This window comes from Nioella sp. (assembly GCF_965215655.1).
Lineage (GTDB): Bacteria > Pseudomonadota > Alphaproteobacteria > Rhodobacterales > Rhodobacteraceae > Nioella.
The window spans coordinates 3,572,422-3,598,088 of sequence record NZ_OZ244111.1 but is presented as its reverse complement, the minus strand read 5'-3'; the positions used below and the strand labels follow the sequence as shown (position 1 = coordinate 3,598,088).

The 25,667-nt window shown below is 63.0% G+C and carries 18 protein-coding genes; 7 read left to right on the top strand and 11 right to left on the bottom strand.

Annotated features, from left to right (window positions below):
• The 3 genes from ACOOEX_RS17895 to ACOOEX_RS17885 form a co-directional block, all read right to left on the bottom strand.
• Entirely contained in the window at nucleotides 1-885 is an 885-nt protein-coding gene (locus ACOOEX_RS17895; RefSeq protein ID WP_420396096.1) for an ABC transporter permease, read from the bottom strand.
• A gap of 5 nt (nucleotides 886-890) precedes the next feature.
• Nucleotides 891-1,838 (bottom strand): ABC transporter permease, encoded by a 948-nt coding sequence (locus ACOOEX_RS17890; protein WP_306044733.1) that lies wholly within the window; start codon nucleotides 1,836-1,838, stop codon nucleotides 891-893.
• 84 nt (nucleotides 1,839-1,922) lie between these two features.
• Nucleotides 1,923-3,404: an ABC transporter substrate-binding protein gene (locus ACOOEX_RS17885; RefSeq protein ID WP_420396095.1), complete on the bottom strand. Its 1,482-nt coding sequence runs from the start codon at nucleotides 3,402-3,404 to the stop codon at nucleotides 1,923-1,925.
• 280 nt (nucleotides 3,405-3,684) lie between these two features.
• Between ACOOEX_RS17885 and ACOOEX_RS17880 the strand changes: the two genes are divergently transcribed.
• The gene (locus tag ACOOEX_RS17880; protein ID WP_420396094.1) at nucleotides 3,685-4,332 is read left to right on the top strand and encodes a Type 1 glutamine amidotransferase-like domain-containing protein; all 648 of its coding nucleotides are present in this window, start codon (nucleotides 3,685-3,687) and stop codon (nucleotides 4,330-4,332) included.
• A 105-nt stretch (nucleotides 4,333-4,437) separates the two neighbouring features.
• On the opposite strand, the gene ACOOEX_RS17875 is transcribed toward ACOOEX_RS17880, so the two are convergent.
• Both ACOOEX_RS17875 and ACOOEX_RS17870 read right to left on the bottom strand, forming a co-directional pair.
• Nucleotides 4,438-5,451, bottom strand: a complete 1,014-nt coding sequence (locus ACOOEX_RS17875; RefSeq protein WP_420396093.1) for a Gfo/Idh/MocA family oxidoreductase — start codon at nucleotides 5,449-5,451, stop codon at nucleotides 4,438-4,440.
• Nucleotides 5,448-7,049, bottom strand: coding sequence for a GMC family oxidoreductase (locus ACOOEX_RS17870; RefSeq protein ID WP_420396092.1), 1,602 nt, complete (start codon nucleotides 7,047-7,049; stop codon nucleotides 5,448-5,450). The genes ACOOEX_RS17875 and ACOOEX_RS17870 overlap by 4 nt, the downstream gene beginning before the upstream one ends.
• 164 nt (nucleotides 7,050-7,213) lie before the next feature.
• Between ACOOEX_RS17870 and ACOOEX_RS17865 the strand changes: the two genes are divergently transcribed.
• Nucleotides 7,214-8,917 carry an ABC transporter substrate-binding protein gene (locus ACOOEX_RS17865; RefSeq protein ID WP_420396091.1) on the top strand — a complete coding sequence of 568 codons (1,704 nt, stop codon included), beginning with the start codon at nucleotides 7,214-7,216 and terminating at the stop codon, nucleotides 8,915-8,917.
• A gap of 62 nt (nucleotides 8,918-8,979) precedes the next feature.
• Here ACOOEX_RS17865 and ACOOEX_RS17860 read toward each other — a convergent pair whose 3' ends face one another.
• On the bottom strand, nucleotides 8,980-9,972 hold the full coding sequence (locus ACOOEX_RS17860) for a sugar ABC transporter substrate-binding protein (protein ID WP_420396090.1): 993 nt from the start codon (nucleotides 9,970-9,972) through the stop codon (nucleotides 8,980-8,982).
• A 273-nt stretch (nucleotides 9,973-10,245) separates the two neighbouring features.
• On the opposite strand from ACOOEX_RS17860, the gene ACOOEX_RS17855 reads away from it, so the two are divergent.
• The 4 genes from ACOOEX_RS17855 to ACOOEX_RS17840 are packed head-to-tail and all read left to right on the top strand — an operon-like array spanning nucleotide 10,246 to nucleotide 14,803.
• On the top strand, nucleotides 10,246-11,199 hold the full coding sequence (locus ACOOEX_RS17855) for an ABC transporter permease (protein WP_420398387.1): 954 nt from the start codon (nucleotides 10,246-10,248) through the stop codon (nucleotides 11,197-11,199).
• Nucleotides 11,196-12,167 (top strand): ABC transporter permease, encoded by a 972-nt coding sequence (locus ACOOEX_RS17850; RefSeq protein ID WP_420396089.1) that lies wholly within the window; start codon nucleotides 11,196-11,198, stop codon nucleotides 12,165-12,167. Before ACOOEX_RS17855 ends, ACOOEX_RS17850 begins: the two co-directional genes overlap by 4 nt.
• 2 nt (nucleotides 12,168-12,169) lie before the next feature.
• The gene (locus ACOOEX_RS17845; RefSeq protein ID WP_420396088.1) at nucleotides 12,170-13,678 is read left to right on the top strand and encodes a sugar ABC transporter ATP-binding protein; all 1,509 of its coding nucleotides are present in this window, start codon (nucleotides 12,170-12,172) and stop codon (nucleotides 13,676-13,678) included.
• 9 nt (nucleotides 13,679-13,687) lie between these two features.
• Entirely contained in the window at nucleotides 13,688-14,803 is a 1,116-nt protein-coding gene (locus ACOOEX_RS17840; protein WP_420396087.1) for a Gfo/Idh/MocA family protein, read from the top strand.
• Here ACOOEX_RS17840 and ACOOEX_RS17835 read toward each other — a convergent pair.
• The 4 genes from ACOOEX_RS17835 to ACOOEX_RS17820 all read right to left on the bottom strand — a co-directional run bounded on the left by ACOOEX_RS17835 (nucleotide 14,793) and on the right by ACOOEX_RS17820 (nucleotide 23,637).
• Nucleotides 14,793-16,541, bottom strand: coding sequence for an ABC transporter substrate-binding protein (locus tag ACOOEX_RS17835; protein ID WP_420396086.1), 1,749 nt, complete (start codon nucleotides 16,539-16,541; stop codon nucleotides 14,793-14,795). The two genes, ACOOEX_RS17840 and ACOOEX_RS17835, sit on opposite strands and share 11 nt — an antisense overlap.
• 215 nt (nucleotides 16,542-16,756) lie before the next feature.
• Nucleotides 16,757-21,295: a glutamate synthase large subunit gene (gltB, locus tag ACOOEX_RS17830; RefSeq protein WP_420396085.1), complete on the bottom strand. Its 4,539-nt coding sequence runs from the start codon at nucleotides 21,293-21,295 to the stop codon at nucleotides 16,757-16,759.
• A 64-nt stretch (nucleotides 21,296-21,359) separates the two neighbouring features.
• The gene (locus tag ACOOEX_RS17825) at nucleotides 21,360-22,079 is read right to left on the bottom strand and encodes a hypothetical protein (protein WP_420396084.1); all 720 of its coding nucleotides are present in this window, start codon (nucleotides 22,077-22,079) and stop codon (nucleotides 21,360-21,362) included.
• 124 nt (nucleotides 22,080-22,203) lie between these two features.
• A complete protein-coding gene (locus tag ACOOEX_RS17820; protein WP_420396083.1) occupies nucleotides 22,204-23,637 on the bottom strand; it encodes an NAD(P)-dependent oxidoreductase in 1,434 nt (477 codons plus the stop codon).
• A 232-nt stretch (nucleotides 23,638-23,869) separates the two neighbouring features.
• Here ACOOEX_RS17820 and ACOOEX_RS17815 point away from each other — a divergent pair, with 232 nt between their 5' ends.
• A complete protein-coding gene (locus ACOOEX_RS17815) occupies nucleotides 23,870-24,673 on the top strand; it encodes an undecaprenyl-diphosphate phosphatase (RefSeq protein ID WP_420396082.1) in 804 nt (267 codons plus the stop codon).
• On the opposite strand, the gene ACOOEX_RS17810 is transcribed toward ACOOEX_RS17815, so the two are convergent.
• Nucleotides 24,670-25,656 carry a complex I NDUFA9 subunit family protein gene (locus ACOOEX_RS17810; protein WP_420396081.1) on the bottom strand — a complete coding sequence of 329 codons (987 nt, stop codon included), beginning with the start codon at nucleotides 25,654-25,656 and terminating at the stop codon, nucleotides 24,670-24,672. The genes ACOOEX_RS17815 and ACOOEX_RS17810 overlap by 4 nt on opposite strands.
• Nucleotides 25,657-25,667: the final 11 nt, after the last annotated feature.

Below are 25,667 nucleotides of genomic sequence, written 5' to 3'. Positions count from 1 at the left end.
TCACACCGGGGCTTTCTGTGCGCGGTCGATGCCAAGCGCCTTGGCCAGCGCGTCCGCCGTGAGGTTGATGCCGATGATCAGCGTCGACAGCGCGATGACCGGCCCCAGAACGCCCCAGGGCGCAAAGGACATGAAACCGCGTGCATCGGCGATCATCAGGCCCCAGTCGGGTGTCGGCGGTGAGACACCGAAGCCGAGGAACGACAGAGACGAGAAGGCCAGCAGCATCCAGGACCAGCGCATCGCGCCTTCCACCATCAGCGCGTCCAGCACATTGGGCAGCAATTCCCGGCGCATGATCGTCATGCGGCTGTGACCGCGCGCGCGGGCGGCGGCGACGAAATCGCGCGCCACCACGTCATGGGTCGCGGCCCGGGCGATGCGGATCACCGGAATGCCGTAGAAGAAGGCGAGCGTGGGGATCAGCACCTCGATCCCGGTGCCGAAGGTCACGATCAGCACCAGCATCTTCAGGATCCACGGAAGCGACAGAAAGGCATCGACGAAGCGCATCATGACCTCGTCCACCCGCCCGCCGATGAGGCCAAAGAAGATGCCCACCATGCCCCCCCAGGCCACGGCAATGGGCGTGGCGATACCGGTGACAAGAATCGCCTCGCGCCCGCCCTGGATGGTGCGGCTGAACACGTCGCGACCCAGGTGGTCGGTGCCCAGAAAATGCACGCCGTCCGGCCCGGTCAGCATCATCGCCGCATTCATCGTGCGATAGTCGAAGGGGGCGATATAGGGGCTGATCACCGCCAGGATCAGGTGAAACACCACCAGGCAGAGACCGACCGCGCCAGAGGGGCGGGACATGACATCGCGCAGCACCGACAGGGTGCGGCCAAGACGCGAATTCTGCGGGATCGAGGCAAGGCTCATGTCCGTCATTTCCTCGTGTAAAGGGTGCGCAGGCGCGGATTGGCGACCATGGTCAGCAGATCGGCGGTCAGGTTCACGCCCACATAGACCGTGGCCACGATCAGGGCGATGGCCTGCACAACCGGCAGATCACGGTCGGAGATCGCGTCGATCATCATCCGGCCAAGGCCCGGATAGTTGAACACCACCTCGATCACGACGACGCCCCCAAGAAGCCAGGCAATGGTCAGCGCCACCACGTTGATCGCGGGCAGCAGCGCATTGGGCAGGGCATGGCGGAACACGATGCGCCAGTAGGGAACGCCCTTCAACGTCGCCATCTGCACGTAATCGCTGTTCATCACCTCGATGACCGAGGAGCGGACGGTGCGCAGGATATGGGCCGTCATCACCATGGCCAGCACCACCACCGGCAGGATGATTTCGGGGAAGAATTCGGATGCGGGCGCATTGGCCGAGGTCAGGACGATCCCCGGCAGCCAGCCAAGCCAGACCGAAAAGACGAGGATCAGCACGGTGGCGGATACGAATTCTGGGATCGTCATGGCGAAGATCGCGCCGGTCGACAGCACGAGGTCGACGGGTCTGTCGCGCCACAGGCCCGACACAACACCAAGGAAGATGGCGGTCGGCACGCCAACGATCAGCGCGCATGCCGCCAGCAGCAGCGAATTCTGTAACCGCGCGCCCACCATTTCGGCGATGGACCGCTGGCCATTGGCGGACACGCCCAGATCGCCACGCAGCGCATCTGACGCCCAATCGAGGTATCGCACGACGGCGGGACGGTTCAGGTCCAGTTCCTCGCGGCAGTTTTCCAGCACCCGCCCCTGCGCTTCGCGTTCGAGGAAGGCGGTGCAGGCATCGCCGGGCAGGATCTCGACCCCGGCAAAAATGATCATGGACACGATGGCCACTGTGATCGCACCCAGGAACAGGCGCCGAAGAAACATCTGCAGCATCGTTGTGCCACCCGCCTTTGAAGCAAAAATCCCTCCGCCCCTGTCTTGCGGGGCGGAGGGCATGGTTTCAGCCGATCACTCGTCGACGGTGATCAGGTGCCACCGCACGGCGTCGTTCTTGACCTCGTCAAGATTGTGAACGCGCGAGGACACGCCGACCAGACGGGTCACGTGATAGGGGATCAGCGTGCCGGCGGTTTCCTGAAGATGCTCCTGCGCCTGAACATAGAGCGCGCGACGGGCTTCGAAATCCAGCTCGCGGCGGGCGGCGGCCAGTAGGGCGTCGAAAGCTTCGTCCTGATAGAAGGACTCGTTCCAGCGCGCCGTGGACAGGTAGATTTCATGCAGGGCCTGATCCGCGGGCCGTTCGTTCCAGCGGGTAGCCGACACATCTTCATGCATCCAGACCTCGGACCAGTAGCCATCGGTCGGGGCCTGCACCACGTTCACGCGAATACCGGCAGCAGCAGCCTGTTGCTGATAGGCGACGGCCAATGTCGGCCATGTCGGCTCCAGCGTGGCGACATGCACGTCGATGTCGATGCCGTCGGGATAGCCCGCCTCGGCCAGCAACGCACGGGCGCCCTCGATATCCTGCGGGCAGGACAGGTCGGCGCGATACTGGTCGTTGGGTTCCACCGGCGTGTCACAGGCGACGATGCCGCCGCCGCCAAGCACCAGATCCACCAGTTCCTGACGATCCGCAACCATCCGCACCGCCTGACGCACGCGCAGGTCGTTGAAGGGTTCCACATCGGTGCGGAACACCAGACCGCGCCAGTTGCCGGTCGGGATTTCCTGAATGGTGAACCGGTCAGAGTTCTGGAACATCACGCTTTGCTGTGCGGTGATCCCGCGTTCCATGTCGATCTGACCGCCAAGCAGCGCCTGTAGGCGGGCCTGACCATCGGGGATGCCGATGATCTCCATCCGGGCGACGCCGGGCGCACCTTCCCAGTAGTCGGGGTTGGCAACAAGCACGGTTGTGCCTTCCGCGTCGAAGGTTTCGACCATGAAGGGGCCGGTGCCGATGCCGGTGGTGGCGATCGTATCGCCCGAACCTTCGGGGATCATCCGCAGCCGGTAGTCCATCAGCTGCAAGGGAAGGTCGGCGAAGGGCGTGTCGAGCGTGATCTGAACGGTCATGTCGTCCAGCGCCTCGACCGCTTCGATCATGGCGATGGCGGACCGGGCGGGGCTGTCCAGCTCGGGGTCCAGTACACGGTTCAGCGAATAGAGGACATCGGCCGCTTCAAAGGTGGAGCCGTCATGGAACGTCACGCCGTCGCGCAGGCTGAGCGTCCAGACCGTGGCGTCCTCGTTCGCCGACCATTCAGTTGCCAGATCGGGGCTTGGGCGGCCATCAAGGCCGGGGCGCACCAGACGGCTCATGATCTTTTCGGTGATCTGGAAAATCCGCCCGTTCGAGATCGGGTCGAGGCTGGATTGTGCGCCGAAGCCATATTCATGCGCCTGACGGAAGGTTCCGCTTTGCGCCATTGCCATGGGGCTGGCAAGCAGCACGGCCGCCGTCGCTAGTGCAATTATTCGTTTCATGTCTTCCTCCCTTGTGCGGCATTTGATCGGGTCCGGCGCCGCCAGGCCGAATAAGCGATTGTTCTTGTCAGTGCTGTTTTCCGTCAAACCGAAAGAAAAGCGGTCATGGATACAGAAAACTTCATCTATCGTCGAAGTCATCGCCGGTGGTCCCGACCGAAAGTGTCAAAGGCCGGGCGGGATCAGACAAATTCGTTTTTCTCGGGAACGTATGTGTCAAACGAATACATACGCCGACCAAGCCGTGCTAAACCGGGGCTTGCAACCGGATAGAGGCAGCATGCACGGCGGCTATCATGTCATAGCAATAGGCGGTGGAGGCTTCACCCATGGCGAGGATCCAGAGCTCGATCTGTTCTGCCTGAAGGCTCTGCCGGACCGGCCACGCCTCGGCTTCATCGGGGCCGCATCACAGGACGACCCGGTCAAGATTGCCCGGTTCCACACGCGGTTCTCGGATCTGGCGGGGTCTCTGTCGCATCTGCCTATGGGCGCTGGTTCGGAACAGGCCGCTGCATGGGCCGCAACGCTGGATCTGATCTATGTCGGCGGAGGAAACACCGCCCGCCTTGTCAGCCATCTTCGGGCAACGGGTATTGCTGACGTGCTGGCGGAGGCTACGGCAAAGGGCACGGTTCTGGCCGGGGTCAGTGCAGGGGCGGCCTGCTGGTTCGACAAGGTGCTGACGGATTCGCTCGGAAACGGATTGCGTCCGATGAACGGTTTGGGGATCGTGCCGGGTTCATGCTGTCCGCATTATTCCACGGAACCCCTTCGACAAACCGCGTTTCCCGAGGCCATCGCGCGGGGCGATCTGCCCGAGGGATATGCCATTGATGACGGTGCAGCCATCCGCCTGATCTCGACAGGGGAAGCGGAGGTATTCTCCGCCCGCATGAACGCCGGCGCAAGGCGGCTGCCCAAGTAGGCACCGATGGAGTGCCGCCTTGCGGGGTGGTCCTGCACTTCCGCAGAAACGGCGTCGTGCTCTGCGACAGTCGCCAGGTAGTCATCGCTCTCGGCCAGCCAGATGTTAGCCGCCGTAGATTGGCTGAACCGCAACGCCGTCGCACGCCGACTGCGCACAGGCCAGCGCGATGGCAAGCGCGGCACGCCCGTCCTCGGCAGTGCTGGAGGGGTCGCGCCTCTCGGTCACTGCCGCGTGGAACTCGTCCAGCGCGTTGTAGAAGGACTGGTCATAGCGTTCGAGGAAGAAGTGTTTCAGCGGCTTCCTCGCTTCGGTCGCGGTGCCATCCCACCGAACAAGCGTGTCTTCGCAGTGATTGCGGGTCTGAACCATGCCCTTTTCGCCAAACGCCTCCAACCGCTGATCGAACCCGTAGGAACAGGCGCGCGAGTTGTTGATATGCACGAGCGCGCCCGAAGGCATCGTCAGCGTCGTCATCGTCAGGTCAAAATCGCCCTCCGCCCCGATCCGGGGGTCGAACTTGCAGCTTCCGGCGGCATAGACCTGCACGGGCCTCTCGCCGGCGATCCAGCACAGAAGGTCGATGTCATGGATCGTGGCATCGACGAAATACCCGCCCGAGGCACGCACGTAGTCGATTGGCGGGGGGCTTGGCTCGCGGCTCCAGCTCATCAGCATGTTGAGCGGGCCGACCTCGCCCGCGCGCACCGCCTTTTGCAGCATCGCGTTGTCCGGGTCGAACCGGCGGTTGAATCCGAGCATGAAGGGCACCGGGTGCGATTTCAGCGCCTGCATGGCGCGGTCCACCCGTTCCAGCGATTGATCGAGCGGTTTCTCGCAGTAGATCGGTTTGCCCGCTGCCGCGACACGCTCAATGTATTCCACGTGGGTGTCGGTGGGGGTCGCGATCACCACCGCGTCAACGCCCGGATCGGCCAGTACCGCGTCGAGATCGTCCATCGGTCGCCCGCCATAAAGCGTAGCGGTCTTTTGGGCGGATGATATGCGCGGGTTAAAGATCACCTCCAGCCGCAGGCCGGGATGGGCATTGATCTTGGGTCCGTAGACATGGGCCATGCGACCCGTACCCATCAGCGCGATGCCAAGTTCCCGTGTCATGTGCGCCCCCTGAGGTCTTCCAGAATGATCGCCGCCGCCTTTTCCCCGATCATGATCGAGGCCGCGTTGGTGTTGCCCGTCACGATGCGCGGCATGATCGAGGCATCCGCGACGCGCAGCCCCTCGATCCCATGCACTTTCAGGCGTGGATCAACCACGGCGCTGTCGTCCACCCCCATCTTGCAGGTGCCCACGGGGTGCAGCAGGGACAGGCCGTTCTGACGGCAATAGGCTAGCAGGTCTTCGTCCGACTGCACGTCCTTGCCGGGGGACAGCTCGTATTCCACACAATCCGACATCGGCGCGGTCTGCGCAATCCTGCGCCCGAACTTCAGCCCCGCCAGTGCCGCGCGGTGGTCGGCCTCATCCGCGAAGAAATTGAACTGGATTTCTGGCGCTTTCGCAGGGTCCGGCGCGGTCAGCCGCACATGCCCGCGCGAATTGGGGCGCATGTGTTCGGCCAGGATCGTGAAGCCGGGGAACGGGTGCGGCTTCAACTGCTCATCCGTGCACCATGCCATGAAAGTCACCATCATGTCGGGGCGGTCGATTTCCGGCCCGGAGCAGATGAAGGTATTGGAATAATTTCCATTATCCGCGAACGGCCCTGTGCGGAACAATAGCCAGCGCAGCAGTTGCAGCCCGCCTTTCAGCTTGTTGTTGTAAAGGTCGTTCACCGTCATCCGCACGGAAGACCGATACTCCGCCCCGATGCCGAAATGGTCCTGCAGGTTCTCGCCCACGCCTTGCAGGTCGTGCTGCGTCTCAACGCCATGCGCCTGCAACAGCGACCCGGGTCCAATGCCCGAAAGTTGCAGAAGTTGCGGGGAATTGAAGGTGCCGCCCGACAGGATGATCTCGTGCTGCGCTTTGGCCGTGTGGGCGCCGGACCTGTCCGTCCACGTCACGCCGGTCGCGCGTTTTCCGTCGAGGTCCACCCGCTGCACCAGAGCATGCAGGCGCAGGTCGATATTGCGTTTCGCTGGGCCGCGCAGGTAGCCCGCTGCCGTGCTCCAGCGTCTGCCGTTCCGTGTCGTGGTCTGGACGTAGCCGGTGCCCTCCTGTTGCGCGCCGTTGAAATCATCGTTGCGGGGCACGCCCAAAGCCTCTGACGCCGCGTGGAACGCCTCGCCAAGCGCATGTTCGGTACGGATATCTGAGACGGAGACCGGGCCGCCAGCGCCGTGGAAATCGTCCGGACCGCGTTCCTGATCCTCGCAGGATTTGAAATAGGGCAGCACCCCGTCCCAGCCCCAACCGGTGCAGCCCGCCGCTTCCCATCCGTCGAAATCCTGAGGCTGTCCACGCATGTAGATCATGCCGTTGATCGCACCGGTTCCGCCCAGAACCTTGCCGCGCGGCTGGAAGAGTTGCCGCCCGTTCAGATGCGGCTCCGGCGCGCTGGTGTAGCACCAGTTCACGGACGGGTTGGCATAAAGCAAAGAATAGCCAAGCGGGATGTGAATGAAGGGATTGCGGTCCTTGCCGCCCGCTTCCAGCAACAACACGCTGTGCCCCGCCTCTGCCAGTCGCCCGGCAACGGCACACCCGGCAGAGCCAGCGCCCACAACGATGAAATCATAGCTCTCAGCGGTCATTCGGTCCTCCCCGACCGCGCATTTGACGGCCCTTGGCCCAACTGTGTCACAGGGGCCGGTCTGGCCGGAACGTCGCAAATGTCAGGATTGGACAAAACTCCTGTGCCGCGAGAGGGCGGAGTGTGTTTTGTCAGAATTGGATATTTCGCAAGGAGGGGCCAGGCGTGACCCGGCAGGAGATGCTGCGCATTCTGTCCTTCATGGACGAAACCCGCGCGATCACGGAAAAACGGACAGAGCTTTCGGCGACGGATGCGCGCTGGAACATCATTGCCTATGCCATGCGGCGACATCTGGAAGGCAAGCTGCTGACCATCACCTCGGCCGCGATGGCCGCCGATGTGCCCTATGGCACGGCGATGCGACGGGTGAACGAGCTGCTGGATACCGGGTTTCTGCTCAAGCGGCCCCGGTCCAGGACCGGCAAGTCCTTTTCGCTTCACCCCACCCGCAAGCTGATCGAGGAATTCGAAAGTTTCGCCATGCAGCTCAAGGCAATGGTGGGCAACACCTTCGGCTTTGCCAACGGTGACGGCGCGATGGAGGATTTCTATTTCGGCGGCTACTACATGGCCTCTCGCATCCTGCCCTATCCGAACGCAATGCGCGAAGGGGTGGGTTATGACCGCACTATCCGGCTGGCGGTGCCCGTCGATCCCACATTCGAGACGATCCGCCAACGCGCGCAGGAGCTTGGCGGCTTTCTGGGCACCAAGCTGGAGGTGGTGAATCTCACGCTGGACGACCTCCACACCGAGATCATGGCCAATGCGGGTCGCGAGACCTCGGATTACGACGTGGTGGCCGTGGATCTGCCGTGGATCGGGCAACTCGCGGAAGAACGCGTGATTCAGCCGCTTGACGAGATCATCACCCGCAACCGGTTCAACCCGTCCGATTTCCATCCGGCGGCTTACAAGGGATCGTCCTGGGCGGGCAGCCAATACGCCTTGCCGATCCAGCCCACGGCAGAGCTTCTGTTCTGCCGGTCCGACCTGTTTGCCGATGCCGGCCTGTCGATCCCCGAGACGACGGAGGAGGTTCTTTTCGCCGCGAAATTGCTGCACCGGTCACGGATGAACCTGTCGGGCATCGTGATGAATTTCAAGCGCGGCACGCCGGTCGCGCATACCTTCATTCAGACCCTGGCCAGCTATGGCCAGCCCGTGATTGACTTGCCACGGGTGGGAGAGGATTTCGATTTCGGGGCGCTGTCTGGCGAAAACTATCGCCCGCTTCTGACCAGCGACGCGGCGCGTGCAACAGCCGAATTCCTGCTGGAACTGCGCAGTTATGCCCATCCCGATAGCCTGAAATGCGATTGGGACCGACGGATTCGAATCTTTACCGAAGGGCACGCCGCCATGTGCTATGGCTGGAGCGTCCGGGCCCGCGCCTTCGAGCTGGACGAAACCTCGCCCGCGCATCAGAACGTGGCCTTCGCCCCCCATCCGCATGGTCCGGGCGCGCGCACCGTGTCACCGATTGGGGGATTCTCGCTGGCGCTGCCACAAGGTCTGCCTCCCGCACGGGAACGGGCGGCATGGCGGGTGATGGAATACCTGACCCGGCCCGAAGTGCTGAAGTGGTATGTCCAGCACGGCAATCTCAGCAGTCCGCGGTTTTCCACCAGTGCCGATCCCGAGGTACAGGCGAAAAGCAGCTTGCTGGGTCGCGTGGACGCGATGGAGCGGCGCGGTGAGTTGCAGACCTGGCCGCGCCCGCCGATCCCGGAATTCAGCGACATGCTGAGCGTTCTGGGGGACGAGATCTACCGGATGCTTCACGGAGACAGCGGCGTAGAGGAAACACTGACCCGCGCGCAGAATCGGGTGGACGCCATCATGCGCGAAAACGGACGCTACTGACCCGCAAAGAAGAGGGGCGCGCGGCCTGATCGCCGCGCGCCCCGTCTTTCGTTTCTGTCAGATCACCAGGTCGGGCGTTCGAACTCGGTCACGTTTTCGGGCGTCACCATCGGGGTCTCGATCCCCTGAAGCACAGGCACCTCGATGCCATTGGCCACGCGGATCGCCGTCTGAATGGCAAGGATCGCATCATCAATGGGCGACTGCTTGTTCGACCCCTGATGCCAGCCTTCCTGCATTGCGTCCCAGCCTTCGCCGAACTGATTACAGGTCACGACGGCCACTTCGCCCGGCTCCAGGCCCGCGCCTTGCAGCGCGCTGATCACGCCAAGACCCATGCCGTCGTCGAAGGCGTAGACGCCGTCGATCTGGTCGCCATACTGGGTCAGGAAGGTTTCCATCACGGTCTGGGCGCGTTCGCGGTTCCATTCTGCCGTCTGGCTGTCCAGCACGGTGATGCCCGGGTATTCATCGGCGATCCGGTCGAGGAAGCAGTTGCCGCGCAGGATCGACACCGTGTAACCCGGCGTGCCTTCAACGACCACGATATTGCCCTCGCCGCCAAGCGCTTCGGCCAGCATATCTGCGGACTGTTCAGCTTGCAGGCAGTCATCGGGGCCGGTGTGACCGACGATGTAGCGCCGCCCCGCTTCGCCAATGGGCGAGTTCGAGGTGACCACCGGGATACCAGCGCGATAGGCAGAGCGGATCGCCGGAATCAGCGCATTCTGCGAGGTGGGCCAGACCACGATCGCGTGGGGGTTCTGGGAAATCATGTCCTGGATCTGGTCGAACTGCACCGCCGGGTCGCCCTGCGGGTCCATCACGGTGGCCTGGATGCCAAGCTCTGCCGCGTATTCCTCGGCTGCCTGGGCATACATCGCCTGATAGGCGTTGGACCCCGGATACAGCACGGTGATGCCGATCCGCGTTTCCGAAAGCGGCTGCTGAAGGTCGCCTCCCAGCCAGTCCGGTGCATCCTGCGCCATCGCCATGCCCGCGGTCATCGCCGCTGCCACCGCAAGGCCAAAGCCCCCTGTCATCAGTTTTGTCATCTCTTTCCTCCCTTTTCGCGCCGCATCTCGGGTTGTCCATTGGCAACGGGGCGTCGCGGCCTGCGCCCTTTCAACACCCCTGATCATGAGCCGAGGGCGCAACCGTTCAACGCGCGACATGTCCAAATCTGATTTTCTTGACCGCCCCTACGGGGACTTCACGGGGACCTCATCGCATGGCGCATCAGGGCCGAATAACCAGATTGGATTTATTGGCGCTGTCTGCGGGCCGAGCCCTTCGCCTACCGTTCGAAACAGGGAGGAATCGTGACAATGCAGACAGAGGTGAAGGCGTTCCTGCGTCGGCATGGGCTTTTGGCGGGGTTCGGGCTGTTCCTGATCTCGGTCGCCCTCAGCGCCGACGCGTTCCTGACGCCGGGCAACATTTTCGACGTCCTGAGACAGGTGTCGATCACGGGCGTCATGGCGGTCGGCGTCACCTTCGTGGTGATCACCGGGCGGCTGGATCTGTCGGTCGGATCGCTTCTGACCCTGCTGACGGTGATCGTGGTCGACCAACACAACACGTCCGGCCCGGCCATGGCCATTCTGATCACGCTTGCGGCGGGGATCGGGGTTGGCATGTTCAACGGCGTTCTAGTCGGCCTTGTCGGGCTGAACGCCCTGATCGTGACGCTGGCGATGCTGTCCTTCCTGCAAGGGCTTGTCCTCTTCTATTCCGGCGGCTCGAACGTGAATGTCCAGAATGCACAGACAACTTGGTTTGCGGTATTTGGGCGGCACGACCTCCTCGGCGTTCCGGTGCCCGCGCTGATCTTCCTCGTGACGGCGGTGATCGCGGCCTTTGTCCTGAACCGCACGGTTTTCGGCCGCCAGGTCTTTGCGGTGGGAGGCAATGAAACCGCCAGCCGCTTTTCCGGCATCGCATCGAAGTGGACAGTCTTCTGGGCCTACGCGCTTTCCGGCCTGACCACAGCCATTGCAGCGGTCATCATGGGCAGCCGCGTGATGGGCGCGCAGAACACCATCGGTCAGGGATATGAGCTGACGGTTCTGGCGGGCGTGATCCTTGGGGGTACGTCGCTGCTTGGTGGGTCAGGCAGTATCTGGCGCACTGTTCTGGGCATCACCATGCTCGGATTTATCCAGAACGGACTGCTGCTTCTCGGCTTTCCCTATTACGTGCAGTGGCTCGTCACCTGGGCGGTCATCATCCTGGCGGTCTGGATCGACCTGGGCGCCAAACGCGGGAGGATCCTGGCATGAGCGCGACCACATCCATCACCAAGACAGGCGGTCACAGCAGCGTCACACGCCTGTTGATGCGCAACCACATCTGGGTGTTCCTGGCACTGACCGTCGTGGTGTTTTCCGCCTCCAGCCCCTATTTTCTGACGGTCAACAACCTTGGTAACGTGCTGACGCAGGCGGCCTTCATTGGCATTCTTGCCATCGGCATGACCATGGTGATGATCGACGGGGAAATCGACCTGTCGGTCGGCGCGATCCTTGCGCTGGCCTCGGCGCTGGCCATCGGGTTGCAGGACCATATCGGCATCTGGCCCGCGGTCTTCGTGGGCTTGCTGTCGGGTGCCGCGCTTGGCTTTCTCAACGGGACTCTGGTGGCGCTGTCGGGGATGCATTCCTTCATCGTCACGCTGGGCGGGCTGATCGGCATCCGGGGGCTGGTCTTCATCTATACCGGCGAAGACGCCCTGATGGTCAGTGATTTCAGCTATACCGACTACCCCGAGATCTACCTTGGCCCGGTGTCCCTGACCGCGATGATCTTCATCGCACTGGCCTTGTTCTTCCAGTGGATCCTGTCCAGCACCCGCCACGGGCGCGAGACCTACGCCATCGGCGACAATATCGACGCGGCCCATGACGCAGGTATCAACATCAAGCGTCACAAAATCATCAATTTCACCCTCTGCGGCGCGCTTGCCGCCATCGCGGGCATCCTGCTGTCCATGCGCCTTGGCACCGCTGAACCCAATGCCGGCAAGGTGTGGGAGCTTTGGACGATCATTGCCGTGGTGCTTGGCGGCACAAGGTTGCAGGGCGGATACGGCAGCATGTGGATGACCATCGGCGGCGTGCTGACGCTGGCGGTACTGCGCAACGGGCTGCGCTTGCTCAATACCCCCAATTACGTCGAACTGATGGTGATGGGCACGGTCCTTGTCCTCGCGCTGCTGATCGACAAGCTGCTCAGCCGGCAGGAGGCATGACCATGGCCGATCCCATCCTGACCCTATCCGGCATTACCAAAACCTTCCCCGGCGTGATCGCGCTGGACAAGGTCAGCTTTGACGTGCGCCCCGGCGAGGTCCACGCGCTTGTGGGGGAAAACGGCGCGGGCAAGTCCACGCTGATGAAAGTGCTGGCCGGGCTCTACCATCCCGATGCGGGCGAAATCATCTACCAGGGCCAGCCCGTCCAGATCGACAACCCTCTGGCCGCGCGCGAAAAGGGCATCCTGCTCATTCACCAGGAACTGTCGCTGTCGCCCGAACTGTCGGTGGCCGAGAACATCTATCTGGGCGCGTGGCCGACGAATGCGTTTGGCGTGCTGAACAAGCGCAAGCTGCGCCGCGATGCACTGGCAGCGCTCGATGCAATGGGATGCAGCTTCGGCCCCGATGACCGGGTCGGCACGCTGTCGGTTGCCATGCAGCAGATGGTGGAAATCGCCCGAAGCCAAGCGTTCAGCGCCAATGTGGTGATCTTCGATGAACCCACGGCCTCGCTGACCGACACGGAAAAGGACCAGCTCTTCACCACCATCCGCGGGCTTCAGCGCCAAGGGGTGGGGATCGTCTATATCTCTCACAAGATGGATGAAATCTTCGAGCTGACCGACCGCATCACCGTTCTGCGCGACGGCCAGGTGCAGGGCACCGTGACCACGAAAGAAACCGACGCCACCGCCGTCACACGCATGATGATCGGCCGCACGCTGGAAGCCTATTTCCACAAGGCCGACAGCAGTTTCGGGGACGAGGTTTTGCGCGTTGATGGTCTCAGCCTGCAAGGCCAGTTCGAGGATGTAAGCTTCTCCGTCCGGCAGGGCGAGGTGCTTGGCTTCTACGGGCTTGTCGGCGCGGGGCGGTCCGATGTTGTGGAAACGCTCTTCGGTGTCCGCAAGGCCGACCGGGGCACGCTGCATTGGGAAGGGGCGGAGATCCCGCTGCCCACGCCCCGGCAGGCCATCGACCTTGGCATGGCGCTTGTGCCAGAGAGCCGCAAGGAACAGGGGCTGGTCCTGATGATGGGCGGGATGGACAACACCACCCTGCCGCATCTGGCCAGCTATGCCAGGAACAGCGTCATGGACCGGGGCAGGGAACGCGCCACGTTCGATGAGTACAAGGACGCCCTGTCGATCAAGACGACCGGGCCGGATCAGCCGGTATCCACGCTGTCGGGCGGCAATCAGCAGAAATTCGTTCTGGCCAAGTGGCTATGTGCCGGGCCGAAGCTGATCATTCTCGATGAACCCACGCGGGGGATCGACGTGGGATCGAAATCGGCCATCCATACGCTGATTGCGAACCTCGCCGAGCAAGGGCTGGCGGTGATCGTGATCTCATCCGAGATGCCCGAGGTTCTGGGCGTCAGCCACCGGGTGCTGGCCATGGCCGAGGGGCGGCTTGTTGGCGAATTCGAGGGCGAGGCGATGACCGAGGAAAACCTGATCGACGCGGTGTCGCATCATCTGGCACGGCCAGCGGCGGAATAGGAGGACGACATGGGCAAGCAGGAAATCGGAATCGGCCTTGTCGGGTCGGGCTTCATGGGGCGGTGCCACGCCAATGCCTTTCGAGCTGTTGGCGGGCTGTTCGACCTGCCGTTGGAGCCGAAGCTGAGCATTCTGGCCGACGCCACCGAAGACCTCGCGCAGCGGGGCGCGACGGCGCTTGGGTTCGCACGGTCCACGGCTGACTGGCAGGCGCTGGTCGATGACCCCGAGGTTGGCATCGTCGCCATCACCGCGCCCAATGTCCTGCACGCGCCGATTGCGCTGGCGGCCATCGCGGCGGGCAAGACCGTATATTGCGAAAAGCCGCTGTCGACCACGGCGGCTTCGGCACTGGAGATGACCGAGGCCGCAGAGGCTGCGGGCGTCACGACGCTGGTTGGCTTCAACTTCCTGCGCAACCCGATGATCAAGCTGGCGCGGGAGATCATCGCGTCGGGCGAAATCGGTGAGGTCACGGGCTTTCGCGGACGGCACGCCGAAAACTACATGGCAAGCCCCGACGCGCCGCATTCCTTCCGCACCGATCCGGCGGGTGGCGGGGCGCTCGCCGATATCGGCAGCCACATCACCTCCATGGCGCGGTTCCTGATCGGGCCGATAACCCAGGTGCAGGCCGATTGCCGCACGATCTTCCCCACGCGCCCCGTTTCCCCGGGCAGCACCGAACGCGCGCCCGTGAAGGTCGATGACATGACCCACGCCCTTCTGCGCTTCGAAAACGGGGCGGCGGGCAGCATCGAGGCGAACTGGGCCGCGACTGCCCGCACCATGGATCTGTCCTGGGAAATCACCGGCACAAAAGGCGCGCTCGCCTTCAGCCAGGAAAACATGAACGAGCTTTTGCTCTGGTCCGGCACCGCGGGGCGCAGCGGTTACACCCGCATAGAGTCCGGCCCCGCGCACCCGCCCTATGACGCCTTCTGTCCCGCGCCGGGCCATCACCTGGGCTTCAACGACCTTAAGGTGATCGAGGTGGCGGAGTTGATTGCCGCCCATGCCGGGCAAGGCAGATGTGGCCCCGATTTCCGCGAAGCCTATGAGGTGCAACGCACCATCGAGGCGATGCAGGAAAGTGACCGCATGCGGGGTTGGGTCAGTCTCTGACAACCTGATCCCGCACCATCGTCCTTTCACATCTGGCCTGCGCATCGCGCAACGCGGCACCCGGCTTCTTGTTGCGCAGCAGCATCGTGTGAATCTCCTCGCCAAGAATACGCACCAAGGTGTTGAGCTGGGGGACCGCAGGACGCGGCCATGTCTGCAACTGGCCCGCACGGGCCAGCTTGTCGACAGTGGCAATGACCGGGCGGTCATGGGCGACGGCGGGGTCGTTGCAGACGCTGAAACGCGAACTGACAAGGCTGCCATTCTCGATATAGAGCTTGGTTGCGGCGGCGGATGTCAGGGTCTGCGCCGCCTGCTTGACCGCCGCGAACCGGCTGTCCTTGAGGTTCGCGGGCAGGCAGATATTCCACCCCCCAAGTGGCGCAATCGGACGCTGGCCGGGGCCAGAGGGGTGCGGCAGATACCCGGTTCGCCCACAGGCGGGCGAGGTCGGGTCGTTCTCGATGATCGGCAGGATCTGGGTGTAACAATATCCCATGGCCGCCTGTCCCTGCGCATAGCACTTGGCACGTTCATACCATGACATCTGCAACACATTCGGGGGCGAATAGGTCAACAGTTCCACCAGAAACTCCGCGGCCTCCAGCGCCTTGGGCGCGGTCAGCATCGGGACGAGGTGTTCCGGCCCCAGATCCTGCCCGCGAAACCCGTCCCCCATCGGCGGCAGGTTCAGCACCGGCTGGCCGAAATCGGCCATCAGCATCATGAAGGTGGTGCCCACGGGCGTCCCCCGCGCGCCGTTCCAGCAAATGCCGCTGCGGTCAATCTCGGGGCGGTGAAGGGCGCGGGCACAATCGAGCATTCCGGCCAGCGTTGCGGGTGGGGTCAGATCGGCCTCTGCAAACAGGTCGCTGCGATAGATGAACAGCTCTGGCGTGGTCTGCACCGGAAGACCGTAGAGCGTTTCCCCGCGCAGCGCGGTGGACAGCGCCTCGGGGTGGAAATCCATGTATTCGAGGGAGCTTCCCGGCCCCATCTGGTCTATCGGCCGGATTGCTCCGGCGCGGATCAGCTCTTCCATCCAGCACAGGTCGCAGGTGACGATGTCATAGCGCGACACCGGCCGGGTCATGTCTTCGAGGATTTCCTCGTGCAGCCGGTCGATCGACAACGCCCGCACCGAAAGCTCCACCCCGAAATGCAGTTCGAACTGGCGTTTGAGCTTTTGCATCGCCATGAAGGTGGCATCGGCATGCAGCAGCACCCGCAACCCGCCGGGGAGGTCCAGCTTTTCAGACAGAACCGGCAACGGGGCAACAGCGGCAGAGGACAGGTAGGAGGCACCGAAGAAATAGTCGGTATCCTCCTCCAGCCCGAACACGGTGCCAAGCAGGGCCTTCATCCGGCGCACATAATTCAGCCAAGCGTCGATCAGCAAGGGCGTAGGATGCAGCGAAAAGGTCTTGCCGCTTTTCGTGCGCGGACGTTTCGCAATCAGGCCACGGTCGACCATGTCCTCGATCAGCCGGTGCGCGGTTCCGCGTGCCAGCCCGGAACTGTCGATCAGGGACGAGGGAGTTTCCATGCGCCCCCGCAGATGCGATCGGACAAGCTGCACCATGATCGGAACTTCCCGGGCGGGCATGTCGAGCCCGAGGCAATCTTGCGTTTCATCCAGAAAACGACTGACGAAATCGAGAAAGCGGTCCAGTTCGTGGCCCGACATGTCGCTGAAGAACCCGCCTGCGCGGACCCCGGGCCGTTCCGTGAGTTCCATTTTCGTCACTTTGCTGGCCCTCCCGTACTGGACCCTGTGCGATCATGGTACAGTACAGGTCGGATCAGCGCCGGTCACGAGGTGGAAATTCCAGATTGGACAATTCGCGCCTGCACGTGCAGCACGCGATCAATGCCGCCCGCCCCCTGAGTGGGGGGCGGGTGGAAAACTCCGGTCAAGATGGAGGACTGCCCGGCCATTGGCCGGACGTCTGGTCACTCCGCCGGAACGGCCTTTTCCTCGATCCCGAGGGGATGGGAGATCTTGTTGAGCATCTCTTTCGGGCAGACCTGGAGGAAGTTGCCCTTCTCCTCGTCCCAATGCTGCAGGATATCCGCCGCCTTGCGCGATCCGGTCTCGGCGGCGTGGCGCGCCACCAGCCCGTGCAGCTGGTCTTCCCAGTGATCGACCGTGACCGGGCAGGTCACCAGTGTCTCAAGGTTCATGTTCTCCAGCGCCGTGCCGTCGGGATCGTAGAGATAGGCCATGCCGCCCGTCATTCCGGCCCCGAAATTGGCCCCGATGGACCCGAGGATCACGGCAACACCGCCGGTCATGTACTCGCACCCGTTGGACCCGCAGCCCTCGATCACCACCTTGGCGCCAGAGTTCCGCACCCCGAACCGCTCCCCGGCGCGGCCAGCGGCGAACAGGTAGCCGTCGGTTGCGCCGTAAAGAACGGTGTTGCCGATGATCACGTTCTCATCCGCCTGCAGCGGGCTCACTTGTGCAGGCCGCACCACGATGGTGCCCCCCGACAGACCCTTGCCGACATAGTCGTTGGCATCGCCCGACACTTCCAGCTTCAGCCCCGGCGCGGCAAAGGCCCCGAGCGACTGCCCGGCGGAGCCTTCCAGCTTCACCGTCAGATGGTCGGGCTGCAACGCGTTGCGCATACCGAAGTTCTTGACGATATGGCTACTGGTCCGCGTGCCGATGGTGCGCAGGGTGTTCTGCACGGCGTAAGACAGCTGCATCTTCTCGCCATCCTCAAGGAAGCGGTGCGCGTCCTTGACGATCTGTGCGTCCAGCGTATCGGGCACCGCGTTGCGCGGCTTGTGCCGGTCGTAGACGATGTTCTGCGAGCCATCGACGGTGATGAGCAGCGGGTTCAGGTCGAGATCGTCCAGATGGGCGGAGCCACGGCTGACCTGGCTCAGCAGATCGGCCCGGCCAATAACCTCGTCCAGCGACCGTGCGCCGATGCTGGCCAGCAATTCCCGCACTTCCTGCGCGTAGAAGGTGATCAGGTTCACCACCTTGTCGGCATTGCCGGTGAATTTGGCGCGCAGGCTTTCATCCTGCGTACACACGCCGACCGGGCAGGTGTTCGACTGGCACTGGCGCACCATGATGCAGCCCATGGCAATCAGCGCGGCGGTGCCGATGCCATATTCCTCGGCCCCCATCATCGCGGCCATGACGATATCGCGCCCCGTGCGCAGGCCCCCGTCGGTGCGCAGCGTCACGCGGCCCCGCAGGTTGTTCATCGCCAGCACCTGATGCGCTTCGGTCAGACCCATTTCCCAGGGCAGGCCCGCGAACTTGATCGAGGTCGCAGGCGACGCGCCGGTGCCGCCGTTATGACCCGAGATCAGGATCACATCGGCCTTGGCCTTGGCCACACCGGCGGCAATCGTGCCAACGCCCGAGGACGCCACCAGCTTTACCGTCACCTTGCAGCGCGGGTTGATCTGCTTGAGGTCATAGATCAGCTGCGCCAGATCCTCGATGGAATAGATATCGTGGTGCGGCGGCGGGCTGATCAGCGTGACGCCCTTGGTGGAATGGCGCAGCCGGGCGATCAGGTCGGTGACCTTCATGCCGGGCAGCTGGCCGCCCTCGCCGGGCTTTGCACCCTGCGCGACTTTGATCTCCAGTTCCTCGCAGTGGTTCAGGTATTCGGCGGTTACGCCAAAGCGGCCCGACGCCACCTGCTTGATCTTGGCGGACGGGTTGTCGCCATTGGGCTCCGGCACGAAATGCGCCGGATCTTCACCGCCTTCTCCACTGTCAGACTTTGCACCGATGCGGTTCATGGCGACGTTCAGCGTTTTGTGCGCCTCTGGGCTGAGCGCCCCCAGGGACATACCCGGCGTCACGAAGCGCTTGCGGATCGAGGTGATGCTTTCCACCTCTTCAATCGGGATCGGCTTACCGAGCGGCTTGATGTCCAGAAGGTCGCGCAGATGGATGGGCGGGTTCGACCGCATCTTGGCCGAGTACTGCTTCCACATCTCGTAAGACGCGGTGTTGCAGGCCATCTGCATCATGTGCATCGTCTGCGCTTCCCAGGCGTGCTTCTCGCCCGACCGGCGCGCCTTGTAGAACCCGCCAATAGGCAGAATGTCGGTCTGGGACAGCCAACCCTTGGCGTGCACTTCTTCGGCCTTTTTCTGCAGACCGCTGACGCCAATGCCGGAGATACGGGAAATCATGCCGGGGAAGTATTCCGCCACCATCGCGCGGCTAAGGCCCACGGCCTCGAAGTTCAGGCCGCCACGATAGGAGGAGATCACCGAGATTCCCATCTTCGCCATGATCTTCAGCAGCCCCTGATCAATCGCATTGCGATACCGCGCCATGGCTTCGGTGAGGCTGCAATCCAGCAACCCGCGATCGATCCGGTCGGCAAGGCTGTCCTGCGCAAGATAGGCGTTCACAGTGGTCGCGCCCGCACCGATCAACACGGCGAAGTAATGCGGGTCGATACATTCTGCCGACCGCACGTTGATCGAACAGAAGGTGCGCAGCCCCTGTTTGGTCAGCCAGCTATGCACGGCGGAGGTGGCCAGAATCATCGGCATCGCGATGCGGTCTTCGTTCTGGCCCCGGTCGGTCAGCACCAGATGGCCCGCGCCAGAGCGCACGGCATCTTCCGCCTCAAGCCGAATCCGCGCCAGTTCCTCGCGCAGCAGACCCTGGCCGCCACCGGCGGGGAAAGTGCAGTCGATACTGACCACACTGTCGCCGAACTGGGTTAGCAGTTCCTCGAACTGGGCGTTGGTCACGAAGGGGCTTTCCAGCACCAGAATCTCGGTCTGGCTGCTGTCTTCATCCAGCACGTTCTTGAGGTTGCCGAAGCGGGTCTTGAGACTCATCACCCGGTATTCGCGCAAGCTGTCGATCGGTGGGTTCGTCACCTGGCTGAAGTTCTGGCGGAAGAAGTGGCTCAGTGGCCGATACTGTTTCGACAGCACGGCAGAGGGCGTGTCATCCCCCATCGAGGCCAGCGTTTCCTTGCCATCCTCGGCCATCGGCGCAAGGATCTGTTCAAGCTCTTCGATGCTGTAGCCCGCCGCGATCTGGCGCTGGCGCAGCTCGTGCCCGTTGAACGCCGCTGATTCCGTCAGCCCCTCGGTCTGCTCGCCAAGATCAACGACCTTCTCCACCCAATCGCCGAAGGGACGGCTTGCGGCCAGCGCATCTTTCATCTCGGTGTCGTGATAAAGCTTCGCCTCGGCCATATCGACGGCAATCATCTGCCCCGGACCAAGCGCGCCCTTCTCGACCAGACCGGCCTCGTTCACCGGCACCATCCCGGCCTCGGACCCTGCGATCAGCAGACCTTCGCCCGTCACCACATAGCGCATCGGGCGCAGCCCGTTCCGGTCCAGCCCGGCGCAGACCCACCGGCCATCGGTCATGGCCAGCGCGGCGGGGCCGTCCCACGGCTCCATCACGCTGTTGCAATAGGCGTACATATCGCGCCACGCCTCGGGCAGTTCGGTCGAGGTCTTGGACCAGGCCTCGGGCACCAGCATCGTCTTGGCCATGGGTGCATTGCGGCCCGCGCGGACCAGCACTTCGAAGACGGAATCGAGCGCCGCCGAGTCCGACGACCCGCCCGCCACGATGGGTTTGATATCCTCCGCAAGCTCCCCGAAATAGGACGACGCCATGCGGATCTCATGGCTCTTCATCCAGTTCAGGTTGCCCTTGAGCGTGTTGATTTCGCCGTTATGGGCCAGCATGCGGAAGGGCTGCGCCAGCCACCATTGCGGGAAGGTGTTGGTGGAATAGCGCTGGTGATAGATCGCAAAGGCGCTTTCGAACCGCTCGTCCTGAAGATCGGGGTAGAACTCGCTCACCTGCTCGGCCAGCATCATGCCCTTGTAGATGATCGACCGGCAGGACAGCGAACACAGGTACAACCCGCTGATCCCGGCGGCGGCAGCCGCCTTCTCGATCCGGCGGCGGATAACGTAAAGCTCGCGCTCGAAGGTTTCCTCGTCCACGCCCTTGGAGTTTGAGATCAGGATCTGCTCGATCTCGGGCCGGGTTGCGTTGGCTTTTTCCCCCAGACAGGTCACATCCACCGGCACGTGGCGCCAGCCATAGATGTAATAGCCCATCCGCAGAACTTCGCTTTCCACGATGGTCCGGCAGGTCTCCTGCGCCCCGAAATCGCTGCGCGGCAGAAAGACCTGACCGACCGCCATCAGCGCATCCATATCCGGTTCATGGCCCGTGCGGCGGATCTGGTCATAGAAGAACGAGGCCGGGATCTGCACATGGATGCCCGCGCCATCGCCGGTCTTGCCGTCGGCATCGACAGCCCCCCGGTGCCAGATCGCCTTCAGCGCGGTAATCCCCGCCTCGACCACCTGACGGCTCGGCTTGCCATCCAGCGACACGACAAGGCCCACACCGCAGGAGGAATGCTCTTCCTCCTCGATATACATGCCGTTCTCGGCCATCCACTTGCGCTTGGCCTCTTCGGCGGCGACCCAGTCTTGATCGAATTTGGTCATTTGGGCTTTCCTTCTACGGGGAATCGGGCCGCGGCCCGTCCGGAATTCAGGTTGGCGGGGAACCTCATGACATCATGTCCCCGCAGTCATAAAGCGGCGTCGCGCTCAGAAAGCCGGGCTCGCCGGGTTCTGCGAAATCCATGGGCGAGTTGTCACTTTCGCGCGTTTCGCCATTGGGCAGGGTTGTCACCTCAACCCCGCCGAAGAACATCCGCCAGTCTTCGCTGACGAACTGGCCGCCCTCGACGCGGCGCGGGCCTTCGCCCAGGTCGTATTCATAGGAAAACTGCGTGCGGTTCAGAATGCGCCCGTCGATTTCCACGGTCTCGCCGGTCAGCCGGTCGAACCCGGTATAGTCGCGCTGAATGCGCTGACCGGCGCCATTTTCGTGGATGGTCGAGAAGGACATGGAATCGGTGCCGGTCGCAAAGAGATCGGTGATCGAAGCGGGATCATCCTCTGGCTGGATCAGCGTGTTCTGGGCACCGCTGCGCAATTCATAGGACAGCAGCCAGCGGAACTCGGCATCGGTGAAGGATAGGTAGAACGGCCCGTCCTCATCCATCGACAACCGCCAATGCGTGCCTTCGGGGTCGCCTTCGCAGGTCCAGTTGTGGGACACCACGCAGCCGCGCGATTGCGTCGTCAGAAAGGCGGTGCATCCGGGCGGCGGGGTCACCGTCGTGCCTTGCTGAGCCTGAGCCTGAACCGGAACGACAGAGCCCGCCGCGACCGAAACGGTAAACGCGGTGGTGAGGAGGTAACGATTGATCAAGCATACCATGTCAGCAGTCCTTCCCTAATTCCGTTCGGCCCCGAGCCGTATGTCTTCAAGTTCCGTATCCTGTCTGCACAGGGTGTACGGGGGGTGTACAGGGGGTGTACGGGTGGCACCCCCTCTTTCCGACCTATTCCGCCGCGACCCCCGCGCTTGCGGCGAGTTTCGACAGGATGTCCTCTGCCGCTTCGCGCCCGTCCCGAATGGCCCAGACAACCAGGCTTGCCCCGCGCTGGATATCGCCCACAGCATAGACGCCCGGCAGGTTGGTTTCATGGGTGCGGAAGTCAGCCTTGACGGTGCCCCAACGGGTCACTTCCAGCTCCGGCGTGTTCCAGAGCGCGGGCAGATCCTCAGGCTCGAACCCGAGCGCCTTGATCACCAGATCAGCCTCTTCCACATAGTCCGCGCCGTCCACAACTTCGGGGCTGCGGCGGCCCGAGGCATCGGGCTGGCCAAGGCGCATCTGCTGCACCATGACGCCGCTCACCGGATCGCCGGCAAAACCCTTGGGCGCGGTCAGCCAGGCGAACTCGACACCCTCTTCCTCGGCATTCTGCACCTCGCGCTGAGAGCCGGGCATATTGGCCCGGTCGCGCCGATAGAGGCACTTCACGCTTTCCGCCCCCTGACGGATCGCGGTGCGCACGCAGTCCATCGCGGTATCGCCGCCGCCGATCACGACGACCTTTTTGCCCTCGGCGTTCAGCTCGCCCGACTCGAACTCCGGCACGCTGTCACCGAAGCTCAGACGGTTCGACGCGGTCAGGTAGTCAATCGCACGGACGATGCCCGCGGCACCCGCACCGGGGCCAGCCAGATCGCGGGTCTTGTAGACACCGGTCGCAATAACCACGAAATCGTGCTTCTCGCGGATCTCGGCAAAGCTGATGTCCTGTCCCACGGTGCAGTTCATCACGAAGGTGATCCCGCCCGCTTCCAGTTGCTGGTTGCGGCGCATGACCACGTCTTTTTCCAGCTTGAAGCCGGGGATGCCATAGGTCAGCAGCCCGCCCGCACGGTCATAGCGGTCGTAGACCGTGACCTGTAGCCCGGCGCGGCGCAGCATGTCGGCGGCAGCCAGACCGCCGGGGCCCGCGCCGATGATGCCCACGCTTTCGGGGCGCTCCTGTGCGGGGGTGATCGGCTTGACCCAACCCCGTTCCCACGCGGTATCGGTGATGTATTTCTCGACCGAGCCGATGGTCACGGTGCCATGGCCCGACTGTTCGATCACGCAATTGCCTTCGCACAGACGGTCCTGCGGGCAGATGCGGCCGCAGATTTCCGGGAAAGTATTGGTCGCCTGGCTGATTTCATAGGCTTCCTGCAACCGGCCCGTCGCGGTCAGGCGCAGCCAGTCGGGGATATTGTTGTGCAGCGGGCAATGCGACTGGCAATATGGCACGCCGCATTGGCTGCAACGGCTGGCCTGTTCCTCTGCCTTGGCGGCGGCGTATTCGCCATAAATTTCGTTGAAATCATGCGCGCGCTCCTCGGCAGAGCGTTTCTCGGGCATGGACTTGCCCACGGTCACGAATTTCAGCATCTTCTCAACAGCCATGGCGTGCCTTTCCGGTTCCTTTGGGATCAGCTAGGAAGGCCCCTATAACCAAGCTCTCGGGACATGAAAAGACAGCAATGCTGACCTATTATTCAGAAAGCAGCGCTGCCCACATGCTCCACACCGGTAAGGTTTGCAAATATAAGTCACATATACTGACTTATATATTGAAAAACGACGTTTTTTCAAATGGCTACACGCTCTTCTCTCAGCAGGCTCACGGACCGCGACTATGACACTCTTTCATTTATTTATCGTTGCCGTGATCCAGGGCCTGACAGAATTCCTGCCGATCTCGTCCTCCGGGCACCTGATTCTCCTGCCCGAGCTGACGGGCATGGCGGACCAGGGACAGGTGATCGACGTGGCTGTGCATGTCGGAACGCTCGGGGCCGTGGTGCTCTATTTCTGGCGCGATGTTGGCGCGGCGGTTATTGGCTTGGGTCACCTTGCCACCGCGCGGCGCGATACTGGCGAGGCCCGGTTGGCGATGGGCCTGATCCTCGCGACAATCCCCGTCATCCTCTTAGGGCTGGCACTGAAACTCACCGGTCTGGACGACTCGCTGCGCTCCATGACCGTGATCGGCTGGACCATGCTGGTCTTCGGGCTGGTGCTGTACTGGGCCGACCAGAAAGGGGATGAGTCCCTGGAGGCCCAACACTGGACCTTGCGCCATGCGCTGATCATGGGGCTTTGGCAAGCGATTGCGCTGATCCCCGGCACCTCCCGGTCGGGCATCACCATCACCGCGGCCCGGTATCTTGGATATGAGCGCCATGACGCAGCGCGTTTGTCGATGCTGATGTCGATCCCGACGATCCTTGCCTCGGGCGTGCTGCTTGGGGCGGAGGTCATCGCCACGGCAGACGCAGAGGCCGCCAAGAACGGCGCCATCGCCGCCGCCATGGCCTTCGTCGCAGCCCTCGCGGCGCTGACCTTCATGATGCGGCTGCTGCGCAGCGTCAGCTTCACCCCATATGTGATCTACAGGGTGATCCTTGGCGTGATTCTGTTGGTGATCGCCTACACTTAGGTGTTGCGCAGGTTGCGGGCGCTGTCCTGAAGTGCGGAATACTGACCACCGGGGCGATAGACCCAGAGGTATTCTGCCAGAACTGCATCCATATCCGTGGGCTCGATTCCCAGGTCGGCAAAGCCCTTGGCCCCGTCCGACACCACATTGTCGCGGCGCAACTGGCGCAGCTGATCGCGGGTCAGAATGCCGTTGTGGATCAGCCCCACGGTCAGCGCCTGCATCGCGCCAAAGCCGAAAGCCATAATCGAGCCAACCCAGAATGGCAGGTTCACGATCAGGCGGCGGCGGCGGATCACGTCGAGCATCTTGACCATCAGGTCATGCAGGGTTTCCACATCAGGGCCACCCAGTTCGTAGACACCGGCCTCGGCCTGACCCAGAACACCGGCAACAGCGGCCCTGGCCACGTCATCCACATAAACCGGCTGGAACCGCGAATTGCCACCGACCAGCGGCAGAACCGGGCCAAACTTGGTCATCTTGGCGAAGCGGTTGAAGAACTCGTCCTCGGTTCCGAAGATGACGGAGGGGCGCAGGATCACGGCACCGGGGAAATGCGCCGTCACGGCGGCTTCACCCTCGGCCTTGCTGCGGGCGTAATCACTGTCGGACTCGGCATCGGCGCCGATGGCGGACAGATGCACCAACTGACCGACACCGGCCTCAGCCGCCAAACGCGCAATCCGCGCCGCACCTTCGGTCTGAACGGCCTCGAAGCTGTTCTTGCCCCGCTCGGTCAGGACACCCACGCAGTTCACCACCGCATCGGCCCCGGCAATCGCGGCGGCGACAGAGGCATCATCGCGGATATTGGCCAGGATCGGTTCGACCTGCCCGACGGCACCATAGGGGCGCACGAAAATCGCCTCGTTCGGGCGGCGCACGGCAACACGCACGCGCCAGCCTTCCTTGGCCATGCGGCGCGCGATGTAGCGGCCCACGAATCCAGACCCGCCAAAGATGGTCACGAGTTTCGACATGCCTAGTCCCT